This is a genomic window from Phytohabitans flavus (assembly GCF_011764545.1).
GTDB classification, from domain to species: domain Bacteria; phylum Actinomycetota; class Actinomycetes; order Mycobacteriales; family Micromonosporaceae; genus Phytohabitans; species Phytohabitans flavus.
Window position 1 is genome coordinate 6,011,380 of sequence record NZ_AP022870.1, and the last position, 19,566, is coordinate 6,030,945.

Consider the following 19,566-nt stretch of genomic DNA (forward strand, 5'->3'; position numbering starts at 1 on the left):
GCGAGACCGGTCGGCGTCCGTTCCCGCCCCCACGTCTAGGCTCCGGCGGCGCCGGAGAACTCGACCCAGTTCAGGTTGACCAGTCCGGTGGTCGGGCCGCCCGACACCGAACCGAACACCAGGTAGAGCCGCTGCGTGCCGGCCGGGTAGCTGACCGGCAGGCTCTGGCTCGCCCAGGAGTTGGTACCGCTGGTCGCGTTGAGCGTGGCCGTGGCTACGACCGCGCCGGTGGGCGAACCCACCCGCAGCTCGACCGTCGCGCGCGGCGTGCCGGCCGTGGCGTTGCCACCGCTGGCGTAGCGGAAGGTGACCGAGCCGACGCCACCCAGGTTGACCGGGTCGAACGCGATGTGGTCACCGGGGTCGATGCCGGTCACGTGCTGGCCACCGCCCGTGTCGCCGGTGTTGGCCAGCGTCACGCCCTGCTGCACCTGGGCGAACTCGGCCTGCTGCCGGCGGACCTGGATGACCGCCTGGCCGACCGTGGTCAGTGCCGGCTGGCCGTTGCCGCCCAGGTCGGTGTACGAGGCGCTGATCCCGCCGTACAGGTAGCCGCCCGCGTGGTCGGCGCCGTCGGCCGGGGTGGGCAGCGTACCCGAGCACCCGGTGGTGGTGGTCATTTCGTGGCCGTGCGTGTCGTGACCGAGCACGAAGGACACTCGCACCCGGCTGCAATCGATGGTGCCGTCCTCGGGGTCGGTGACCGTCACCGTGTAGGGAACGGTGTCACCCCAGTTGAAGAACGTGCCGGACGTCGGCACCGTTACCGTCACCGCCGGCGCGGTGTTGCCCACGACGATCTCGCGGGTCAGCACCGCGGTCTTGCCGGTGGAGTCGGTCACGGTCAGCTTCGCGTTGAAGACGCCGTTGGTCGTGTATGTGAACGACGGGTTCGGATCGGCGGAGTCCACCGTGCCGTCGCTGGTGAAGTCCCAGGCGTACGAGATGGACTCGCCCGGGTCCGGGTCGTAGGTGCCCGCGCTGCTGAACGCCACGGTAAGCGGGGCCTGGCCGGACGTGGGGTGGCGGCCAGCTTGGCCACCGGCGCCCGGGTGCCCTTGACGTACCTGATCATGGCGAGCTGCGCGTCCGGGTTGGCCCGGAAGAAGCCGTCGCCGTACTCCAGGAAGTAGATGTTGCCTTCCGGACCGATCTCCATCTCCATCAGGTTGTCGAAGACGAAGCCGGGCAGGAACTGCTCGACGCCGGTCAGGTTGCCCTTGCCGTCGGTCTGCATCACGAACATCTTGTCCCGGGTGAACTCACCGAAGAAGACCGCGTTGTTGTAGTACTCCGGCAGCTTCGTCTGCGAGTCCAGCTCGGCGTCGTACTTGTAGATGGGGCCGCCGTGCGGGCCGACGCCGCCGGTGCCGATCACCGGCCACTTGAAGTCGCACGTGGTCGGCGGGTTGGACAGGTACCCGCCCGGGCACGTGGTCAGGGCGTTGTAGGTGTACCAGAACTGCGGCTGCTGTACCGCCGGGAGCACGGTCCGGCCGGTGTTGCGCGGCGAGTTGTTCACCGGCGCACCGCAGTTGAACGGCTGGCCCGAGGTGCGGGTCACGAAGTCGAAGTCGATGTACGGCAGGCTCGGCGAGTAGCAGTACGGCCAGCCGTAGTTGCCCGCCGTCTTGGTGGCGAACCACCGGCCGGTGCCCTCCGGGCCGCGGGTGGGGCTCGGGACCCGCGAGTCTGGCGAGTAGTCACCGACGTACACCAGGCCGCTCGCGTCCACATCGAAGCGGAACGGGTTGCGCAGGCCCATCAGGAAGATCTCCGGACGGGTCTTGCTGTCGTAGTCCTGGGTCTCCGGGAAGAGGTTGCCGTTCGGGACCGTGTACGTCCCGTTCGGCTTCACCTTGATGCGGAGCACCTTGCCGCGCAGGTCGTTGGTGTTCGCCGAGGAGCGCTGGGCGTCGTAGCCGGGGCCCTGGGTCGGCGACTCGTTGATCGGCACGTAGCCGTCCGAGCCACCGGCGTTGGTGTCGTCACCCGTGATCAGGTACAGGTTGCCCTTGCCGTCGAACTTCACCTTGCCGGCGACGTGGCAACAGATGCCGCGGTCGGTGTCCACGCGGATGATCTGCTGCTCGCTGGCGAGGTCGAGGTGCGGCGTCGGCTCTTCCACGAACTTGAACCGGGACAGCTGGTTGTACCCTTGAACTTGTCCCAGACCGTGGGGTCGTTGCTGGTCGCCGGCGCGTCGCCCTCGTTGACGCCGGGCGTGGCCGGGTCGTCCACCGGCGTGTTGAGCCGCGGCGCGTAGTAGACGTACACCCACTTGTTGTTGGCGAAGTCGGGGTCGATCGTCAGCGTCTGGAGGCCGTCCTCGTCGTGCGTGTACACGGGGACGTTGGTGATGACCGGGCTGGCGCCGGTCTCCGGGTCGTACAGCCGGATCTCGCCGCCGCGGGTGTTGTGCAGTACACGGCCGTCGGGGAGCACCGACAGCGACATCGGCTCACCCGGCTCGTCGTTGAGCGTGACCTTCTCGTAGTTGGCGAGCACTGTCGCGCCACAGTCGCCCTCGACCACGCCGGCCGACCACTGGATGCCGCCCAGCAGATGCTTCTTGAAGCTGCCGTTGCGGTACGACTCGATGGAGTGGCCGAGCCCGGTGTACCACGAGCGGCCGCCCTGGTAGTCCTTGCACCACGCCACCGGGTGGTCGAAGCCCATCGTGCCGCCGGCGTAGCTCTTCTCGTCCACAGTGGCCAGTACGTGCGAGGCGCCCCGGACGTTGGAGGTGTAGTTGTACCACTCCTCGTTCAGCGACAGCTCCCGCGGCACCGTCTCGGTCGACGGGTGCGCCCGGTCGGCGACCTTCACCGTCGCGCCGTCCACTCCGGACACCCCGGAGACACCGGTGCCGAGCACGTTGCGGTAGAACGTCCAGTCCTGCTCGGTCTCGGCCGCGGCGTGCACGCCCACGTAGCCGCCACCGGCCCGGAAGTAGGCCTCGAACGCGGCCTCCTGGGCCGGGTTGAGCACGTTGCCGGTGGTGTTGAGGAAGACCACCGCGCGGTACTCGGCCAGGTTGACCGCGGTGAACGCGCCGCCGTCCTGGGTGACGGTGACGGTGAAGCCATTGTCCTCACCGAGCGCGCGGATCACGCGTACGCCGTCCTGGATGGACGCGCGGCGGGCGCCGTCGGTCTTGGTGAAGACGAGTACCTTGTACGACTCGGGGCGCGGGCGGCAGAGCGGAGGGTCGCGGGGCCATTCTCCTGTGCGGTCAGGCTCTCGCTGGTGCCAGGCTCGGGGGCGGCGGTGGCCGGTCCGGCGGCAACCAGCGGGATGGACAGCGCGGTAGCGGCGGCTATGGATAGCCACCGTCTAGCGGTTGGAGCCATGTAAACCTCCGGGGTGTGGGCGTGGGTTCCCTACCCCTGGCGCGGTGCCATGCCCGCCAAGGTCGTGCGAGCGCGCGGTGTTGCTGGTCGTACGGCGCGGCTGAGTCTGGGTTCAACCGCGCCGTACGGCCGCCCCGGTACCCGACCATCCGGACGCGGGGCGCAACCGCTTCCGGACCCTCGCGGGCGGGCCCGAGGTGTCGAGGTGGGCGCGTGCCTCCACGCCCACAGTGGATGGGGTCAGGCGGCGACTTCGGCGAGCGCCGGCGCCACTTCGGTCCACGCCGAGCCCTGCTCCGCCGAGCGGGTGACGGCGTCCATCACGAGCTGCACCTGGAGCGCGTCGACGAACGACGGCGTGGGGTCCGCTCCGCTGCCGACCGCGTCCAGGAAGTCGCGCATCTCGTGGGTGAACGTGTGCTCGTACCCGATGATGTGGCCGGGTGGCCACCAGGCCGACATGTACGGGTGGTCGGACTCGGTCACCAGGATCCTGGTGAAGCCCTGCTCGGTGCCGGGCGCGCTGGCGTCGTAGAACTCCAGCTCGTTCATCCGCTCGAAGTCGAAGGCGACCGAGCCGAGCGAGCCGTTGATCTCCACGCGCACGGCGTTCTTGCGCCCGGTGGCGAAGCGGGTGGCCTCGTACGTGCCCACCGCCCCGCCGTCCAGCCGGGCCAGGAAGAGCGCGGCGTCGTCCACGGTGACCGGGCCGGTCGCCGAGCCGTCCGCCAAGGCGGCGAGGCCGGCGGCCGCCGACGGCAGCGGGCGCTCCTTGACGAAGGTCTCGGTGAGCCCGCTGACGCCGGTGATCTGCTGACCGGTCACGAACTGGGTCAGATCGATGATGTGCGCGCCGATGTCACCCAGGGCGCCGGAGCCCGCCTTGTCCCGCTGCAACCGCCAGACCAGCGGAAACTGCGGATCCACGATCCAGTCCTGCAGGTACGCCGCGCGGACGTGCCGAACCACGCCCAGCCGTCCACTTTCGATGAGCTGACGCATGAGGGCCACGGCCGGTACCCGGCGGTAGTTGAACCCGCACATGGACCGAACGCCGGCCGTCTGGGCCTGGACCGCCGCGGCGACCATGGCCCGCGCCTCCTCGACCGAGTTGGCGAGTGGTTTCTCGCACAGGACGTGCTTGCCCGCCTCTAGCGCAGCGATCGCGATCTCGGCGTGGCTGTCGCCCGGCGTACACACGTCGATCACGTCGACGTCGTCGCGGGTGATCAGCTCACGCCAGTCGGTCGTGTACGCCTCCCAGCCGAGCCGCGTGGCGGCCTCGGCCACCTTCGACTCGTCACGGCCGCAGATGACGGACATGCGGGCGCGTGCCGGAAGGTCGTACACGCGGTTCACGGTGCGCCACGCTTGCGAGTGCGCGGCGCCCATGAACGCGTAGCCGACCATGCCGACCCGCAGCTCTTTCTCCATGGTGGACAAGGTGGGTCTCCCCCGTTACGTCAGAACCCGAGCTTGAGGTAGTTGCTCGCGTTCTCCTTGGTGATGGTCTCGGAGGCGAGGATGATCTCCTTCGGGACCTGCAACTCGACCAGGTCGGACATGCCCTTGTTCTGGGCGATGAGCCGGGCGAGCGAGATCGCCGACGATGCCATCGAGGGGCTGTACGTGACCGTTGCCTTGAGGACGCTCTTGTCGGCCTGGATGTCCTGGATCGCCTTCAGCGAACCGGCGCCGCCGACCATGATGAACTCGCTGCGGTTGGCCTGGGTGATGGCGGCCAGGACACCGATGCCCTGGTCGTCGTCGTGGTTCCACAGCGCGTCCATCTTGGGCAGCGCCTGGAGCAGGCTGGCCGCCTCCTGCTGACCCGTGTCGGCGGTGAACCGAGCGGCACGCCGGTTGGCCACCTTGAAGCCGGCCTGGGTCAGCGTGTCGGTGAAGCCCTTCGAACGCTCCTGGGTCAGCTCCAGCTCGTCCATGCCGGCGATCTCGCCGATGACCGGGCTGGCGACGTTCTTCGCCTTCATCTGCTCGATGATGTAGTGCGCGGCGGACACGCCCATGCCGTAGTTGTCGCCCTTGATCTGAAGGCGGTAGGCGAGCGGGTCGGGGAAGGCGCGGTCCAGGTTGACCACCGGGATACCGGCCTCCATCGCCTCCAGACCGAAGGCGTTGAGCTCCTTGCCGTCGTGCGGCAGCAGCACGATGATGCTGGGCTTCTGCGCGATGAGCGTCTGGAGCGCGGCGCGCTGGGCGGCCGCGTCGCCACCGGCCTCGACCGTCTTGAACTCGACGTCCGAGTACGTGCCGGCCTGCGCCTTGGCGTTCTTGGTGATCGCGGCGATCCAGCCGTGGTCGGCCGCCGGGGCGGAGAAGCCGATGGTCACCTTCTCGCCAGGTGCGGCGTTCCCGTTGCTGCCGGCGGCGACCGTCTGTGCCCCGCCGCCGCTGGGCTCATCCGGCTCGTTGCTGGTGCATGCGGTGAGCAGGGCTCCCGCGCCAAGCGCGGCCCCGCCCAGCAGCATCCGGCGGCGGGACAGGTCGGGCGCGTGTTTCATGACGACCTCCGGTATAGGGGTGCAAGGGATCCGGCGGCCGTCCCGTTATCGGACGGTCACCAAGGGTTTTATTACGGGTACTAGCTGGTGGTGATCTTGTTGTTCTTAGCGAAGAACTGGCTGAGCGACTTGAACTGAACCTGCTGGACCAGAACCGCGGCGACGATGATGCCGCCCTTGACCATGTTCTGGACCTCGGTGGAAAGGTTGTTGATCGCGAACAGGTTGGTGATGGTGGAGAACACCAGCACGCCCAGGAGCGAGCCGATGATCGTGCCGCGGCCGCCGCTGAGCAGCGTGCCACCGATGATCGCCGCGGCGATCGCGTCGAGTTCGTACAGGTTTGCCATGGCCGCTTGGGCGGAGTTGGCCTGCGAGGTCAACATGATGGCGGCGATGCCGCAGCAGAGGCCGGACAGCGCGTAGAGGAGCAGGGTGTGCCGCTTGACGTTGATGCCGGCCAGCCGGGCCGCCTCGGGGTTGCCGCCGACCGCGACCGTGCGCCGACCGAAGGTGGTGCGATTGAGCAGGACCCAGCCCGCGGCCACGACCGCGGCGAGGATGTAGACCAGCACCGGCACACCGAGGAAGTCGTTGGCGGCGAGGCCGTTGATGAAGTCGCTGTTGGAGACCTGGGTCTGCTTGTCGGAGAGCTGTGCCGCCAGGCCGCGGGCCGCCACGAGCATGGCGAGCGTCGCGATGAAGGCGACAAGCCGCCCGTACGAGATGAGGATCCCGTTGACGACGCCTACCCCTATGCCGACCGCGAGCGCGCAGAAGATCATGCCGCCGGGGCCGAGGTCCTGGGTGGCGAGCGTGGTGCTCCACACGCCGGCGAGCGCGATGATCGCGCCGACCGAGAGGTCGATGCCACCGCCGATGATCACGAAGGTCATACCGACCGTGACCACGCCGATGACGGACGCCAGCTCGAGGATGGTGAAGATGTTGCTACGCACCCAGGCGCCGTCGCTGTAGAGGTCCGGCTTGGTGATGATGCCGACGACGATCAGCGCGATCAGCACGCCGACGAGGCCGAGGTTGCGGCGCATCGACTCGGACGCGTCGTCACGCCACCAGCTCCGCTTTTCCGGAGCCGAGTGCTCTGGCTCCTTCACCGGCGCAGGCGCGGTCTGCGCTGTCATATGGTGACCTCCTCAACTTGCAACGATCCCGCCATCACGAGGTCGAGCACGGTGTCTTCGTCGATCTGCCCGGCCGGTGCCTCGTGCACCATTCGGCCTTCCCGCATAACCAGCACCCGGTCGGCCAGACCCAGCACCTCGGGCACCTCGCTGGAGACCAGCAGCACCCCGACGCCCTGCGCGGCGAGGTCCCGGATCACCTGGTAGAGCTCGGCCCGCGCGCCCACGTCGACGCCCCGTGTGGGCTCGTCGAGCAGCAGCAGCCGGGTGTCGCCGAGCAGCCAGCGGCCTACGACCACCTTCTGCTGGTTACCGCCGGAGAGCGTGCGCACGGCCCGGCGCACGTCGCGCGGGCGCAGGTCGAGCTGGTCGGCGATGCGGTTGGCCTCGTCGATCTCGCGGCCGGCATTGGTGAAACCGGCCCGGGCGTACTCGCTGAAGGTGGAGAGCGTGACGTTGCGGTAGATCGGCTCGCCGAGCAGCAACGCCTGGCTCTTGCGCTCCTCGGGGGCCATGCCCAGCCCCGCACGCACGGCCGCGCTCACGCTGCCCGGCCGGAGCACCTTGCCGGCCATCCGCACCGTGCCCGCCTCGGAGCGGCGGGCGCCGAAGATGGTCTCCAGCAGCTCGGACCGGCCGGAACCGACTAGGCCGGCGATGCCCACGATCTCACCACTGTGGACGGTGAGGGAGACGTCGGCGAACTCGCCGGAGCGGGTAAGCCCCTCCACCCGGAGCAGCTCCTCGGCGCCGCTGACCGCGGGTACGGGCTCCGGGAAGACGTACTCGATCGTGCGGCCGGTCATCCGGCTCACCAAGTCGCGGGTCGGCGTGCTGCGGGCCGGCAGGTTGGCCGCCGTGGTGCGGCCGTCCTTGAGCACCGTCACCCGGTCGCCGATCTCGCGGATCTCCTCGAGCCGGTGCGAGATGTAGATGACCGCGATGCCCTGTGCGGTAAGGCCCCGGATGATCCGGAAGAGGTTGGCCACCTCGTCGTGGGCGAGCACCGCGCTCGGCTCGTCCATGATGATCAGACGGGCGTCGTGGGAGAGCGCCCGGGCCATGCTGACCACCTGCTTGCCGGCCGCGGGCAGCGAGCGCACCAGGCGTGACGGCGGGATTTCGGCGTGCCCGAGCTTGCCCAGGATCTCGCGGGTGTGGCGGGCCATGAAGCCGCGCCGCACGAAGCCGAACGCCCGCGGCTCGTGGCCGAGGAACGCGTTTTCGCTCACCGACAGGTCCTCGACGAGGTCGAGCTCCTGGTAGATGGTGGCGATGCCGGCTTTCATCGCGGCCTGCGGGTTGGCCGGGGCGAAATCCTGGCCGAGCCACTCGATCTGGCCCTCGTCCGGGCGGTGCACGCCGGCGAGCACCTTGATGAGGGTGGACTTGCCGGCGCCATTCTGCCCCAGCAGGCAGTGGACTTCGCCGGCACGCACCTCAAGCTGCACGCCGTCGAGCGCGCGCACGCCGGGGAACGTCTTGACGACATCGGTGAGGCGGAGGACGACCTCGGCGCTCTGGTCTTCAGTGGTCTCAGTCATGATGCCTGCTCGAATGCCACGTCGCTGGCGAGCACACCGGCGCCGGTCACACCGGCTCGGGGCCCCAGCTCGGAAAGGACGACGGGAAGGTTGCCGGTCGCCAGGGGGAGCGATCGGCGGTACACAACACTGCGGATCTCGGCGAGGAGGATGTGGCCCAGGTGGGCGAGGCCGCCGCCGATCACGATCATCGACGGGTTGGCGAAGCTGACCAGGCCGGCCAGCACACCGCCGATCCGCCGGCCCCATCGCGGATGAGGCGGATGCAGGTGACGTCGCCTTCGCTGGCGGCCTCGGCGACGTCGCGGGCGGTCACCGTGCCGTTGGCCGCCAGCCGCTCGGTGAGCGCCGGCGAGGTGCCGTTACGCGCGGCCAGCGTGGCGTCCTTGGCGAGCGCCGCGCCGCTGAAGAGCGCCTCCAGACACCCGACGTTGCCGCAAGTACACATCGGACCGTGCGAGTCGACCTGGATGTGGCCGATGTCGCCGGCACACCCGTCGGTGCCCCGGTAGACGTCGCCGCTGAGGTAGATGCCGCAGCCGATGCCGGTGCCGATCTTTACGAAGAGGAAGTCGTCGACCGAGTGGGCCACGCCGCCGTGCCGCTCGCCGATCGCCATGATGTTTACGTCGTTGTCCACCACGGCGGGGCAACCGTGCTCGCGGGTGAGCAGCTCCCGCACCGGGAAGCGGTCCCAGCCCGGCATGATCGGAGGGGAGACCGGCACGCCGTCGCGGAAGCTGACCGGTCCCGGCACCCCGATGCCGACCGCGTCCAGCTTCTCGTACGCACCGTCCACTTTGGCCTTGGCGAGCAGCTCGTTGACCCGCTGCAGTATCACCTTGGGGCCGGAGCGGATGTCGGCGATCTCGTTGTACGCCGCGATCGGCTCCAGCCGGCCGTTGGTCACCTCGACGTCGACCGAGCTGGCGCCCAGGTCGACCGCGGCGAAGCGCAGGCCCGGGTTGAGCTCGACCAGAGTGGACCGCCGGCCGCCGCGGGAGGCAGCCATGCCAGCCTCGGCCACGTATCCGAGCGCGACCAACCGGTCCAGCTCGCCCAGCAGCCGGGGCCGCGGGATCTCGAGCCGGTCGGCGAGCTCAGCACGGGAGATCGTGCCGTGGTCTCGCAACAGGCGGAGAAGCCGCAGGTGCAGAGGTTCGGCCGTACGCACGGACCCTCCCTCCGAGGGGGTTCACATCGACGCAATGTCAGTGTGTTGTGTCCGACACACTAGGAGCCTTCCGCTCCCGATGTCCAGACCTTTACTCGTACTGATACACAACTTTTTTCTAAGTCAGCAGAAGTTGTGATCAGGGCGCCAAGTTCGACGCCCTGATCACCGCCCCGTTACTGCCGGTAGATGGTCAAGTCGGACATGTTCTTGTAGCTGATGTCCGCGAACGAGAGGGACTGGCCGGGGTTGGCCGCGCCACCGGGGGCGGTGTCCTGCTCCCAGTTGGCGTGGTGGAACTCGGGCTCCCCGATCACCTCGAAGAACTGCTGGAAGTTGATGTCGCCCTCGCCCAGCGGCGTCATCACGTGCCCGTTCGCCTGCTCGGGCGCGCGGTCGCCGTCCTTGGCATGGAACAGCGGGAAGCGCTTGGTCCGGTTCGCCACGTTCAGGATCGGGTCGAAGAGGTCCGTCCTCACCTGCCCGCGGGAGTTCGTGTAGGTCCGGTGCTTGAACCGGGCCACGTACCCCCAGTAGATGTCGAACTCGAAGAACACGTACTTCGGGTCGGTCTTGGCGAAGAAGTACTCCAGGCGCCGCACGCCGGACGAGGCGGTGGGCCGGCCGTTGGCGTCCAGCGGGCCGGAGTCGAGCAGGAAGCTGTACGCCACGTCGTGGTTGTGCGTGTACAGCCGGAGCCCGCGCTCCTTGGCCTGGCGGCCCAGCTCGTTCCAGAGGTCCGCGGCCGCGTCCCAGTCCGACTGGTAGGCGCTGTTGGTCGGGTCGGAGCCCGTGCCGATGTTCTTCATGCCGAGCGTCTCGGCGATGTCCAGCTGCTGCTGGAACGTGGCCGCGTTGATCGAGGCGTGCGTGCCGTTGGCGACCAGGCCGTTGTCATCGAGGATCTTGCGAATCTCGGCCGGCGTGATCTGCCTGCCCAGGATCGAGGTGTGCTGCGTGTAGCCAGCGAACTCGACTTCCTTGTATCCGATCTCGGCGATGCGGGCGAGGACCCGCTCGAAGCCGTACGGAACGCCGCTGTCGTCCGGTGCCGCCGTGATCCGGTCGCGCACGCTGTAGAGGATGATGCCGCGGTTCTGGCTCGGGATCAGCGGCTCCACCGTGAGCTTCTTGTCACCGAGGGCCGGCGTGTTGGTCTGGAGCACCGGCAGGCCGGCTGCACCGATCGCGGCGGCAGCGCCGGCTGAGGCTTGAAGCACGCGGCGGCGGGTCAGCGCTTTCTTGGACTGTGGCTCGGTCATGTGCCTTCTCCACCTTTCTTCGGCGGCCGGGACCGCCGTCGACGACGAGAGCAGAGGTGTATGACGTGTGACGTTGAGCGGGCGCGGACGACCCAGCCCAGCGGCCGCAGACGCGCCGGACCTGCGTGAATGAGGGGACTGAGAACCGTTTGTGTCTCACGTGTTACGTCTGAGAGCAGACGCTAGCTGCCGTGCTCGGCGAAAGATAGTCCTCAAAGCAACAAACTTTTGACTGTACGGACGAAAGATTGTCCTCGGGTTTGTGAAAGCGCTCTCTAGGCCATCACTTGCACAACAACTTCGCCATCCGGCGCGAAGCGATCATCAGGCCCACGGCCGTGACCACCAGCAGGTACGCCAGGTCGAGCCAACCGGTGGCGCCGAGCGAACCGGTGCTGATGCCGCGGAGCAGGTCGACCGCGCGGTACAGCGGAGTCACCTCGATGAGCCAGCGCAGCACGGACGGATAGGACTCGGCCGGGACAAAAGTGCCAGAGAAGAGAAACAGTGCGAACTGCGCCGAACCGATCAGATCAAAGTCCTGCCAGCCGCGCATGTACGTGGATAGCGCCATGCCCAGCGCGCCGAACGCGAAGCCGACCAGCACCGCCGCCGGAAACGCGGCCAGTGCCCGGAGCCCCGTGGTGAGGTCGAGGGCGAACATGACGACGAGGAACGCGGCCGAATAGAGCGAGCCGCGCACCATCGCCCAGGCGAGCTCGCCGAGCGCGATCTCGAAGGGCTGCACGGGAGTGGCGAGCACCCCGTCGTACAGCTTCATGAACTTCATCTTCCCGAAGAAGTTGAATGTCGTTTCCGACAATGCGCCGGACATCGCGGAGGAGGCGAGCATTGCCGGCGCGACGAACGCGGCGTACTCGACGACCTGCCCGCTCGGCAGCGTGAGGTCGCCGACCAGGCCGCCCACGCCGACGCCGATCGACAGCAGGTAGAGCAGCGGCTCGAAGAAGCCTGAGATCAACACGACCCAGTACGCCGACTTGAGCGCGGCGACGTTGCGCTCGGTGACCGAGGCCGAGCGGCGCCCGGCACCCTCGAAGCTGAGCAGCCGGGGCAGCACAAGCGTGACCATGATCAGACCACCAACCGCTTCTTGAACCGGACGCGGGCGATCGCGTAGCCGCCGCCCGCCCACAGAGCCAGGTAGAGCACGTGCCCCGCGATCGACCACTGCGCCGGTAGGCCGAGCGTGGCGGCGCGGGTCAGGTCGACGCCGTGCCACAGCGGCGACGCGTACGCCAGCCAGCGCAGCCCCACCGGCAGCGACTCGACCGGGAAGAACACGCCGGCGAACAGCGACATCGGGATCACCGCGAACCGGAACAGCAGCGCGAGGTAGCTGTCGCTGGTGACCGAAGAGCTGTACGCGAACGTGGGCGCCGCGAACGCCAGCGAGAGCAGCACCGAGATCGGCAGCACGGCCAGCGCCCACCACGAGTGCAGCGTGCCGAACACGGCCGCCACCAGCAGGAACGCCACGGCGCTGGTCAACGCCCGGAAGACCGCGAAGAGCAGGCCGCCACCAAGGATGTCGTCGAGTCGGACCGGTGTCGCGGCCTGTCCCTCGTACGTACGCACCCAGTTGAAGCTGCTCAGCACCGGCCAGGTCGACTCGAAGATGGCCACCTGCATCACGGTCGAGGCGATCAGGCCGGGGACGATCCAGTCCAGGTACGGCACACCGCCGATGCCACCCTGGACGTACTCCCCCACGCCAAGGCCGAAGCCGAGCACGGTGAGCAGCGGCAGCACGAACGTGGACAGCGCGCTGCCCCGCCACACCCGCTTGTAGACAACGAGGTAGTACTCGAACACCGCCGCCATGGGTCAGTCCACCAGCGTCCGGCCGGTCAGGTGGAGGAAGACGTCTTCCAGGGAGCTGCGGCGCACGAGCACGCTGGCCGGTGTGAGCCCGCGCGCCTGCACGTCGGCGACCGCCGAGTCACCGTCGCTTGTGTACAGCAGGATGCGGTCGGGCAGCACCTCGACCCGCTCGCCGAGGCCGGTCAGCTTGCCCGCGAAGTCTTCCTGCGACTCGGCGACGAAGCGGAGCTCGACCACCTCACGGGTGGAGTGGCGCTCGATCAGCTCGCGGGGCGAACCCTCGGCCACGATGCGGCCGCCGTCCATCACCACGAGCCGGTCGCACAGCTGCTCGGCTTCGTCCATGTAGTGCGTGGTCAGCACCAGCGTCACGCCCTGCTGCTTGAGCCGGAAGAGCCGCTCCCACACCAGGTGGCGGGCCTGCGGGTCAAGGCCGGTGGTGGGCTCGTCGAGCAACACGATGTCGGGCTCGTTGACCAGCGCGCGGGCGATCGTGAGCCGCCGCTTCATGCCGCCGGAGAGCGGCTCGACCTTGCTGCCCGCCCGCTCGGCGAGCTGCACGAAGTCGAGCAGCTCGGCGGCCCGCTCGCGGGCGACGCGGCGCGGGATGCCGAAGTAGCGGGCATACGTCGTCAGGTTTTCCCGGACGGTCAGCTCCGGGTCGAGGTTGTCGAGCTGGGGCAGACGCCGAGGCGGGCACGGATGGCCGGGCCGTCACGGGTCGGGTCCTTGCCGAGGATCCGCAGGATGCCCCCGGTGGGCGGGGAGACACAGCCGATCATGCGCATGGTCGAGCTCTTGCCAGCGCCGTTGGGACCGAGGAAGCCGAACGCCTCGCCCGGCTGCACGTCGACGTCGATACCATCGACGGCCGTGAAGTCGCCGAACCGCTTGACCAGCCCCCGCGCTTGGATGAGTGGTTGGACTTTGGACACGATCGGCACCCTAACTCCGCCCTCCGACACGTCCTCAAGCATTTTTCGGGGACTTTTGATGTCTCCGTAGAAAGTTCTCTCGGGATCGACCAAACTTTGCGCTATCTTGGCCGAATGGTTGGAGTGTGGCCCGACAATCGGCACCAGGCGGCGGTCCTCCGCCTCCTGCGCGACGGCGGGCCCCGCTCCCGCGCCGAGCTCGTCGACGCGGTGGGACTGTCCCGATCGAAGCTCGCGGTGGAGATCGACCGCCTCATCGACCGAGGTCTTGTCGACACCGCCGGGCCGGCCGCCTCTCGGGGCGGCCGCCGTTCGTCTGTGGTCCGGATCGCCGCGGCCACCCGCTACCTCGGCATCGACATCGGCGCCAGCACGCTCGACCTCGCCGTCACCGACGGCGAGATGCGCCTGCTCGGCCGGGTCAACGAGCGCACCGACCTGCGCAAGGGCCCGACCGCGGTGATCGGCCAAGCGCTGGAGATGATCAACAAGCTGCGCGTGGAGACCGGAACGACGCGGTTCACCGGCGCTGGCGTGGGCATCCCGGGGCCGGTGAGCTTCCGCGAAGGCATGCCGGTGTCGCCACCCTTCATGCCCGGCTGGCACCGCTTTCCGGTACGGGAGACGCTCGCCGCCGAGCTGAGCTGTCCGGTGCTGGTGGACAACGACGTCAACATCATGGCGCTCGGCGAGATGCACTCGGGGATCGCCCGCTCGTTCGAGGACTTCCTGTTCGTCAAGATCGGCGCTGGCATCGGCTGCGGCATAGTCGCCGCCGGCGAGGTCTACCGCGGCGCCACCGGCAGCGCCGGCGACATCGGCCACACGTCGGTGGATCCGCACGGCCCGGTCTGCGTCTGCGGCAACACAGGCTGCCTGGAGGCGTTCTTCGGCGGCGCCGCCCTGACCCGCGACGCGCTGACCGCCGCCCGCTCCGGCCGCTCCCCGCACCTCGCCGAGCGCCTTCGCGAGGCCGGCACGGTCACACCGGTCGACGTCTCGGTCGCCGCGGCGGACGGCGACCCGTTCGCGATGAACCTTGTCCGCGACGGCGCCCGCCGTGTCGGCCAGGTCCTCGCCGGCCTGGTCAGCTTCTTCAACCCGGGCCTGATCGTGATCGGCGGCGGCGTCGCGGGCATCGGCCACGCCCTGCTGGCGGAGATCCGCTCGGTCGTCTACCGCAAGTCGCTGCCGCTGGCCACCGGCGACATGCCGATCGCCCTGTCGGAGATGGGCGACGAGGCCGGCCTAGTGGGCGCCGCCCGCATGATCAGCGACCACATCTGCCACGACCAGAGCGTCCACAGCGCCCCCCACCCGACCTGAGGCCTTCGCGGCGCATTGACAAGAAAAAGATCGCGACCTCATCTGGCCCGGCTGAGTAAAGATCGCAAAGCTAAGGCAATAACACAAACGAGGGCTACCGCGATGTCCGCGGTGGTCCGGACCGCTGCTCCCGCGGCCTCACCCTCCGCGGTCCACAACCACTACGGCACTGACACGATGCAAAATCTCCGACGGCTGGAGTGACCGCGTTCGGGGCCGGCCCTCTTTCGGTGCATGAAGCGGCTAACCACCGGCACACACACCCGGGGAATCCGACAGTTTCCCCGGTCCCCCTTTCGAGAACCGGGCGCAGGGCGGCCGGGTCCGCGTTGACTCTGCGAGCTGCTTGCGGGCATGAACAGCCGGTGTGACAGTGGCCTTCGTTCCTCCTCGTCCTAGGCCGACGTGTTGTCGGGACGGTCGGCTGTTCGAGCGCGCACCAGCCGTACGCCGGTCGCGAGTAGCCACACGAGCCAGGCGGCGTAGCCGGGCAACCCCACGAACAGGAACGCCGAGCCGTCCGCGATCGCGAGGTTGGCCGCCCCGGCGGCGAGCAGCAGGCCTCCCCGGCCACTGCGAGCAGACGCTGCCACCGCGGTGTCAGCCCGCTCGCATGCGTCGCCAGCGCAGCGCCGATGAAGGTGGTGCCGAGCGCCGGCAGTGCCAGCGCGAACGCTGCCGCATGCAGCTGCCAGGCGAGCTCGAACGCCGGGCTCGGCTCGGCGAGCTCGCCGGCGGACAGCACGACTCCGTCCCACAGAACTGCGTAGAGCGCGAAGATCGCCGAGAGTGTCGCGCCCGCGGCGACCGCGAGGCGCGACCAGTCCGCGCCCGCACCCCCGCGGCGCCCGACGAGCCCGTGGAGACCGGTCACGAACCCGAGCAACAGCGGCAGGTTCAGCGCCTCCAGGCCGACCGCGATCGCGACCGCGAGCCGGTTCTCCGCGTGGAATGCGAGCACCTCCTTGATCGGGTCCCCGTAGGCGGGCGCTCCGGCCCCGACCACCACCGCGTTCTGGATCGCCACTGACGCTGTCAACGCGATTGCCGTCGCGCCTACGACCCGCTCTCGGAGCGCTCGGGTCGGGGCGGTACCCGTCGTTGCCGCTACCGCACTCATTCGAGGCCTCTCCCGCTTCCTAAGCTGGTCCATGCCAGGCTCGTACACTGTACGTCGTACACCGTACTATCGACGTACGCTGTACGATTGTCAAGCCGTACGAGCGAGGAGGCCCGTGTCCGTGAGGGAACGACGCCAGGTCGCGTCAGACGCGGGACTGAGCAAGCAACGGGTGGTCGTCGAGGCGATCCGGCTCGCCGACCGCGAAGGGGTCGACGGGCTGAGCATGCGCCAGCTGGCCGGCGCGCTCGGCGCGGGCGCAATGTCGCTCTACCACTACGTGGCGAACAAGGAAGAGCTGCTGGACGCCATGATCGACGTCGTGTTCGAGGAGATCGAGCTCCCGCCCGAAGAGGCCGACTGGCAGTCGGCGATGCGACGGCGGTCGGCATCCGCCCGGCAGGTTCTCGCACGCCACCCGTGGGCGATCGGCCTGATGGAGTCGCGGACATCGCCGGGGCCCGCGCACCTCCGCCACCGCGAAGCGGTCACCGCCTGCCTGCGGAGGGCCGGCTTCTCGATCGTCATGGCGACGCATGCCAACTGGTTGCTCGACAGCTACGTCTACGGATTCGCCCTGCAGGCAGCCAGCCTGCCGTTCGACACCGCCGATGAGTTCGCGGACATGGCCGAGGACGTCTTCCTGCCCCAGCTTCCTCCTGACGAGTTCCCCTACCTCAACGAGTCCGCCGCGGCGCTCGTCGGTGCCGGCTACGACCCGGCAGAGGAGTTCATCTTCGGCCTCGACCTCATCCTGGCCGCCCTCGAGCCCCTGAGAGCCTCCGCATAGCAACGCTCACAGACATGATCAACAAGGCTAACCGCGAAGATCAACAGCCAAGTGTCGCTGTGTCAGGCGGGGTGGCTGCGGCGCGGGCCGCGGCGACGAGTTCGTCGACCGTGGCCTCGTCCTTCGGGGTGCCGGGGTCGTAGCGGACCGTCCAGGTCAGGCCGTCGACGCCGCTCACCCGCCGCGCCACAACGCGGACGCCGCCGCCGTCGGGCAGCGGGTGGTGTTCGGTGTACGCGACCGAGCGGGTCACGCGGGCACGGATCTGGTCGGGCACATCGCCGGGGTCGAGCAGGAGCATCGAGAGGATGGGCTGGTCGGCGACCACCTTGTAATCGGAGCGCTCGTCGACCACAGACGCCGGGGTGACCACCAGGTCGCGGCCGGACCAGACGGCCTTGTGGATCTCGTGCCAGCCGAGGCGGTGGAGGCCGGGCAGCCACAGGCCGCGGTTGGTTACCACCACCACGCCGTCAGCCGCTGGAGACCACGCCAGGATGCGCTCGTCCTGCTCCAGCGCCGGGCGCTGGTCGGCCGGCAGCTTCGGCTTGCGCCTGAACAGTGCCACCTGCGCCTCTACCTTCGTCCGTGACTGCGGGGCTCGCCGCCGGGCCGCCGCTGGGCGGTCCGGGCCGTCGAAACTCTCTCCACGCGCCTCACAGGCCACCCACCGCCTGCTCGCGCAGCGCCCGCGCATGCTGCTCCAGCGAGAAGAGTTCCCCGGCGAGGGTGAGGTACTCGTCCTTGCTCGTCACCGGGTTGACCCGCTGCACCTTCGACTTCAGCTCGCGGATCCGCGAGGCCACCGAGCCGAGCTGGAGGCGGGCCAGCGCGACCGAGACGTAGCGGGGGTCGGGATCGTAGTCGAGGCGAAGCGGCTCGACGGCGAGCTCGCCGACGAGGGCCTTCGCGGCCAAGTCGCCGGACGCGTCGCGTACCCCCTCGATCCAGACGGCCCCGGCCGCCGCTGAGGCCGCACCGCCTGCGGTGGCGATGGCCTCGCGGACCGCCACGTGTACCGGGTGCCGGTAGACGTCGGCGCCCAGCGCGTCGAACATCGGCCCGGCCAGTGCCGGCATTTGCAGGGCCAGCTTGAGGCACTCGCGTTCCACCATCGCCTGTGGACTGTCCACAGCGGACTCGACGGGAGCGGGGCGGTCCGGCGCGGCCTCGGCGCGACCCGCGGCGGCCGCCACAGCGCGCTGTACCGGCTCGATCTCCATGCCGAGGTCGCCGGCGAGCTTCCGGACGTACTCCGGCCGCTTTTCCCGGTCTTTGATCTTCGCGACCAGCGGCGCGGCCCGGCGCATCGCGTCCACCCGGCCCTCGACGGTGTCCAGGTCGTGGCGGAAGAGCACCTGCCGCAGCGCGAAGTCGACGAGCGGCTCGCGGCGGGCGATCAGGTCGCGCACGGCGAGGTCGCCCTTTGCCAGCCGCAGGTCGCACGGGTCCATGCTGTCCGGGGAGACCGCGATGAAGGTGCGGCCGACAAACTTCTGATCCTCCTCGAACGCCCGCAGCGCCGCCTTCTGCCCGGCCGCGTCGCCGTCGAACGTGAAGATGATCTCGCCGGTGAAGCCGTCGGTGTCCATCAGCAGCCGCCGCAGCACGCCGATGTGGTCGCTGCCGAACGAGGTGCCGCAGGTCGCCACGGCGGTGGGCACGTCGGCGAGGTGGCAGGCCATCACATCGGTGTACCCCTCGACGATCACCACGCGGCCCTGCTTGGCGATCTCCCGCTTGGCTAGGTCGACGCCGTAGAGCACGTGCGACTTCTTGTAGATGGGCGTCTCGGGGGTGTTGAGGTACTTCGGGCCGTCGTCCCCCTCCAAAAGCCGGCGTGCGCCGAAGCCGATCACGTCGCCGGTAAGATCCTTGATCGGCCACATCAGCCGGCCCCGGAAGCGGTCGATGAGCGAGCCTGAGCGCGCCTCGCGGGCCAGCCCGGCGGTGATCAGCTCCTGCGGCGTGAACCCCTTCTGCCGCAGGTGCTTGGTGAGGTGGTCCCAGGCGTCCGGGGCGAAGCCGCAGCCATACAGCTGGGCGGTGGCCCGGTCGAAGCCGCGCTCGGCGAGGAACTCGCGGGCCTTGTGCGCGGGTCCGGTGCCGAGCTGGTCGGCGTAGAACTCGGCGGCGGCCACGTGCGCGGCGACGAGGCGCTGTCGCTGCCCCTGCTGCTGCCGCACCGGCGCTGGCCCGGCCTCCATGTAGCGCAGCTGGATGCCGGCCCGCCCGGCCAGCCGCTCGACCGCCTCGACGAACGAGAGGTGGTCGATGTCCATGAGGAACTTGATCGCGTCGCCGCCGGCCCCACACCCGTGACAGAAGTACACATTGCGACCGGGTGCGACGGTGAACGATGCGGTCTTCTCGTCATGAAAAGGGCACAGCCCTTTGAGGTTGCCGCCGCCCGCCGCCTTCAGCGTGACGTGCTCGGAGATGACGTCGGCTATCGCCGTCCGCTCACGGACCAGCGCGATGTCCTCGTCCCGGATGCGGCCAGCCATGACCTACATCCTGCCTCACCCGTCACGGCCGCCGCCGCAGCCT

Annotated in this window: 14 protein-coding genes and 3 pseudogenes; 2 read left to right on the plus strand and 15 right to left on the minus strand. The window is 69.1% G+C overall.

All coding sequences use genetic code 11. The annotated features are described in order from the left end of the window. Positions 1–35: 35 nt before the first annotated feature. From Pflav_RS26425 to Pflav_RS26475, 12 genes and pseudogenes are all read right to left on the minus strand, one after another. Entirely contained in the window at positions 36–995 is a 960-nt protein-coding gene (locus Pflav_RS26425; protein WP_173039068.1) for a carbohydrate-binding protein, read from the minus strand. A gap of 668 nt (positions 996–1,663) precedes the next feature. Then, positions 1,664–2,128, minus strand: a pseudogene (locus Pflav_RS47615) (PQQ-dependent sugar dehydrogenase); the annotation flags it as partial. Further along, positions 2,029–3,333, minus strand: coding sequence for a ThuA domain-containing protein (locus Pflav_RS26430; RefSeq protein ID WP_173039070.1), 1,305 nt, complete (start codon positions 3,331–3,333; stop codon positions 2,029–2,031). The pseudogene Pflav_RS47615 and the gene Pflav_RS26430, both read right to left, overlap by 100 nt. A 260-nt stretch (positions 3,334–3,593) precedes the next feature. Next, the gene (locus Pflav_RS26435) at positions 3,594–4,787 is read right to left on the minus strand and encodes a Gfo/Idh/MocA family protein (RefSeq protein WP_173039072.1); all 1,194 of its coding nucleotides are present in this window, start codon (positions 4,785–4,787) and stop codon (positions 3,594–3,596) included. A gap of 29 nt (positions 4,788–4,816) precedes the next feature. Further along, positions 4,817–5,875, minus strand: coding sequence for a substrate-binding domain-containing protein (locus tag Pflav_RS26440; protein WP_232071938.1), 1,059 nt, complete (start codon positions 5,873–5,875; stop codon positions 4,817–4,819). A gap of 80 nt (positions 5,876–5,955) precedes the next feature. Then, positions 5,956–7,020: an ABC transporter permease gene (locus Pflav_RS26445; protein ID WP_173039074.1), complete on the minus strand. Its 1,065-nt coding sequence runs from the start codon at positions 7,018–7,020 to the stop codon at positions 5,956–5,958. Next, a complete protein-coding gene (locus Pflav_RS26450) occupies positions 7,017–8,564 on the minus strand; it encodes a sugar ABC transporter ATP-binding protein (RefSeq protein WP_173039076.1) in 1,548 nt (515 codons plus the stop codon). The genes Pflav_RS26445 and Pflav_RS26450 overlap by 4 nt, the downstream gene beginning before the upstream one ends. After that, positions 8,561–9,738, minus strand: a pseudogene (locus tag Pflav_RS26455) (ROK family transcriptional regulator). Before Pflav_RS26455 ends, Pflav_RS26450 begins: the two are co-directional and overlap by 4 nt. Positions 9,739–9,914: 176 nt before the next feature. Continuing rightward, the gene (locus Pflav_RS26460; RefSeq protein ID WP_173039078.1) at positions 9,915–11,000 is read right to left on the minus strand and encodes a sugar phosphate isomerase/epimerase family protein; all 1,086 of its coding nucleotides are present in this window, start codon (positions 10,998–11,000) and stop codon (positions 9,915–9,917) included. 283 nt (positions 11,001–11,283) lie between these two features. Then, the gene (locus tag Pflav_RS26465) at positions 11,284–12,093 is read right to left on the minus strand and encodes an ABC transporter permease (RefSeq protein WP_173039080.1); all 810 of its coding nucleotides are present in this window, start codon (positions 12,091–12,093) and stop codon (positions 11,284–11,286) included. Between the two features lie 2 nt (positions 12,094–12,095). Further along, positions 12,096–12,845: an ABC transporter permease gene (locus tag Pflav_RS26470; RefSeq protein WP_173039082.1), complete on the minus strand. Its 750-nt coding sequence runs from the start codon at positions 12,843–12,845 to the stop codon at positions 12,096–12,098. 3 nt (positions 12,846–12,848) lie between these two features. After that, positions 12,849–13,780 (minus strand): annotated as a pseudogene (locus tag Pflav_RS26475) (ABC transporter ATP-binding protein). Positions 13,781–13,894: 114 nt separating this feature from the next. Here Pflav_RS26475 and Pflav_RS26480 point away from each other — a divergent pair. Then, positions 13,895–15,106 carry an ROK family transcriptional regulator gene (locus Pflav_RS26480; RefSeq protein ID WP_173039084.1) on the plus strand — a complete coding sequence of 404 codons (1,212 nt, stop codon included), beginning with the start codon at positions 13,895–13,897 and terminating at the stop codon, positions 15,104–15,106. Between the two features lie 395 nt (positions 15,107–15,501). Here the strand turns inward: Pflav_RS26480 and Pflav_RS46250 are convergent, their stop codons facing one another. Then, a complete protein-coding gene (locus tag Pflav_RS46250; protein ID WP_232071941.1) occupies positions 15,502–15,699 on the minus strand; it encodes a hypothetical protein in 198 nt (65 codons plus the stop codon). Positions 15,700–16,341: 642 nt separating this feature from the next. Here Pflav_RS46250 and Pflav_RS26490 point away from each other — a divergent pair. Next, positions 16,342–17,016 carry a TetR/AcrR family transcriptional regulator gene (locus tag Pflav_RS26490; protein ID WP_173039087.1) on the plus strand — a complete coding sequence of 225 codons (675 nt, stop codon included), beginning with the start codon at positions 16,342–16,344 and terminating at the stop codon, positions 17,014–17,016. A 40-nt stretch (positions 17,017–17,056) separates the two neighbouring features. Here Pflav_RS26490 and Pflav_RS26495 read toward each other — a convergent pair whose 3' ends face one another. Together Pflav_RS26495 and dnaG are read right to left on the minus strand one after the other, a co-directional pair. After that, a complete protein-coding gene (locus Pflav_RS26495; RefSeq protein ID WP_173039089.1) occupies positions 17,057–17,584 on the minus strand; it encodes a hypothetical protein in 528 nt (175 codons plus the stop codon). Between the two features lie 88 nt (positions 17,585–17,672). Then, positions 17,673–19,523 (minus strand): DNA primase, encoded by a 1,851-nt coding sequence (dnaG, locus tag Pflav_RS26500; RefSeq protein ID WP_173039091.1) that lies wholly within the window; start codon positions 19,521–19,523, stop codon positions 17,673–17,675. Between the last annotated feature and the right edge of the window lie 43 nt (positions 19,524–19,566).

Bases quoted from the DNA above. Each gene is read 5' to 3' on its own strand.
- Pflav_RS26460 (WP_173039078.1), bottom strand. From the start codon at position 11,000: ATGACCGAGCCACAGTCCAAGAAAGCGCTGACCCGCCGCCGCGTGCTT.
- Pflav_RS26435 (WP_173039072.1), bottom strand. From the start codon at position 4,787: ATGGAGAAAGAGCTGCGGGTCGGCATGGTCGGCTACGCGTTCATGGGC.
- Pflav_RS26445 (WP_173039074.1), bottom strand. From the start codon at position 7,020: ATGACAGCGCAGACCGCGCCTGCGCCGGTGAAGGAGCCAGAGCACTCG.
- Pflav_RS26465 (WP_173039080.1), bottom strand. From the start codon at position 12,093: ATGGTCACGCTTGTGCTGCCCCGGCTGCTCAGCTTCGAGGGTGCCGGG.
- Pflav_RS26470 (WP_173039082.1), bottom strand. From the start codon at position 12,845: ATGGCGGCGGTGTTCGAGTACTACCTCGTTGTCTACAAGCGGGTGTGG.
- Pflav_RS26440 (WP_232071938.1), bottom strand. From the start codon at position 5,875: ATGAAACACGCGCCCGACCTGTCCCGCCGCCGGATGCTGCTGGGCGGG.
- Pflav_RS26450 (WP_173039076.1), bottom strand. From the start codon at position 8,564: ATGACTGAGACCACTGAAGACCAGAGCGCCGAGGTCGTCCTCCGCCTC.
- Pflav_RS26480 (WP_173039084.1), top strand. From the start codon at position 13,895: ATGGTTGGAGTGTGGCCCGACAATCGGCACCAGGCGGCGGTCCTCCGC.
- dnaG (WP_173039091.1), bottom strand. From the start codon at position 19,523: ATGGCTGGCCGCATCCGGGACGAGGACATCGCGCTGGTCCGTGAGCGG.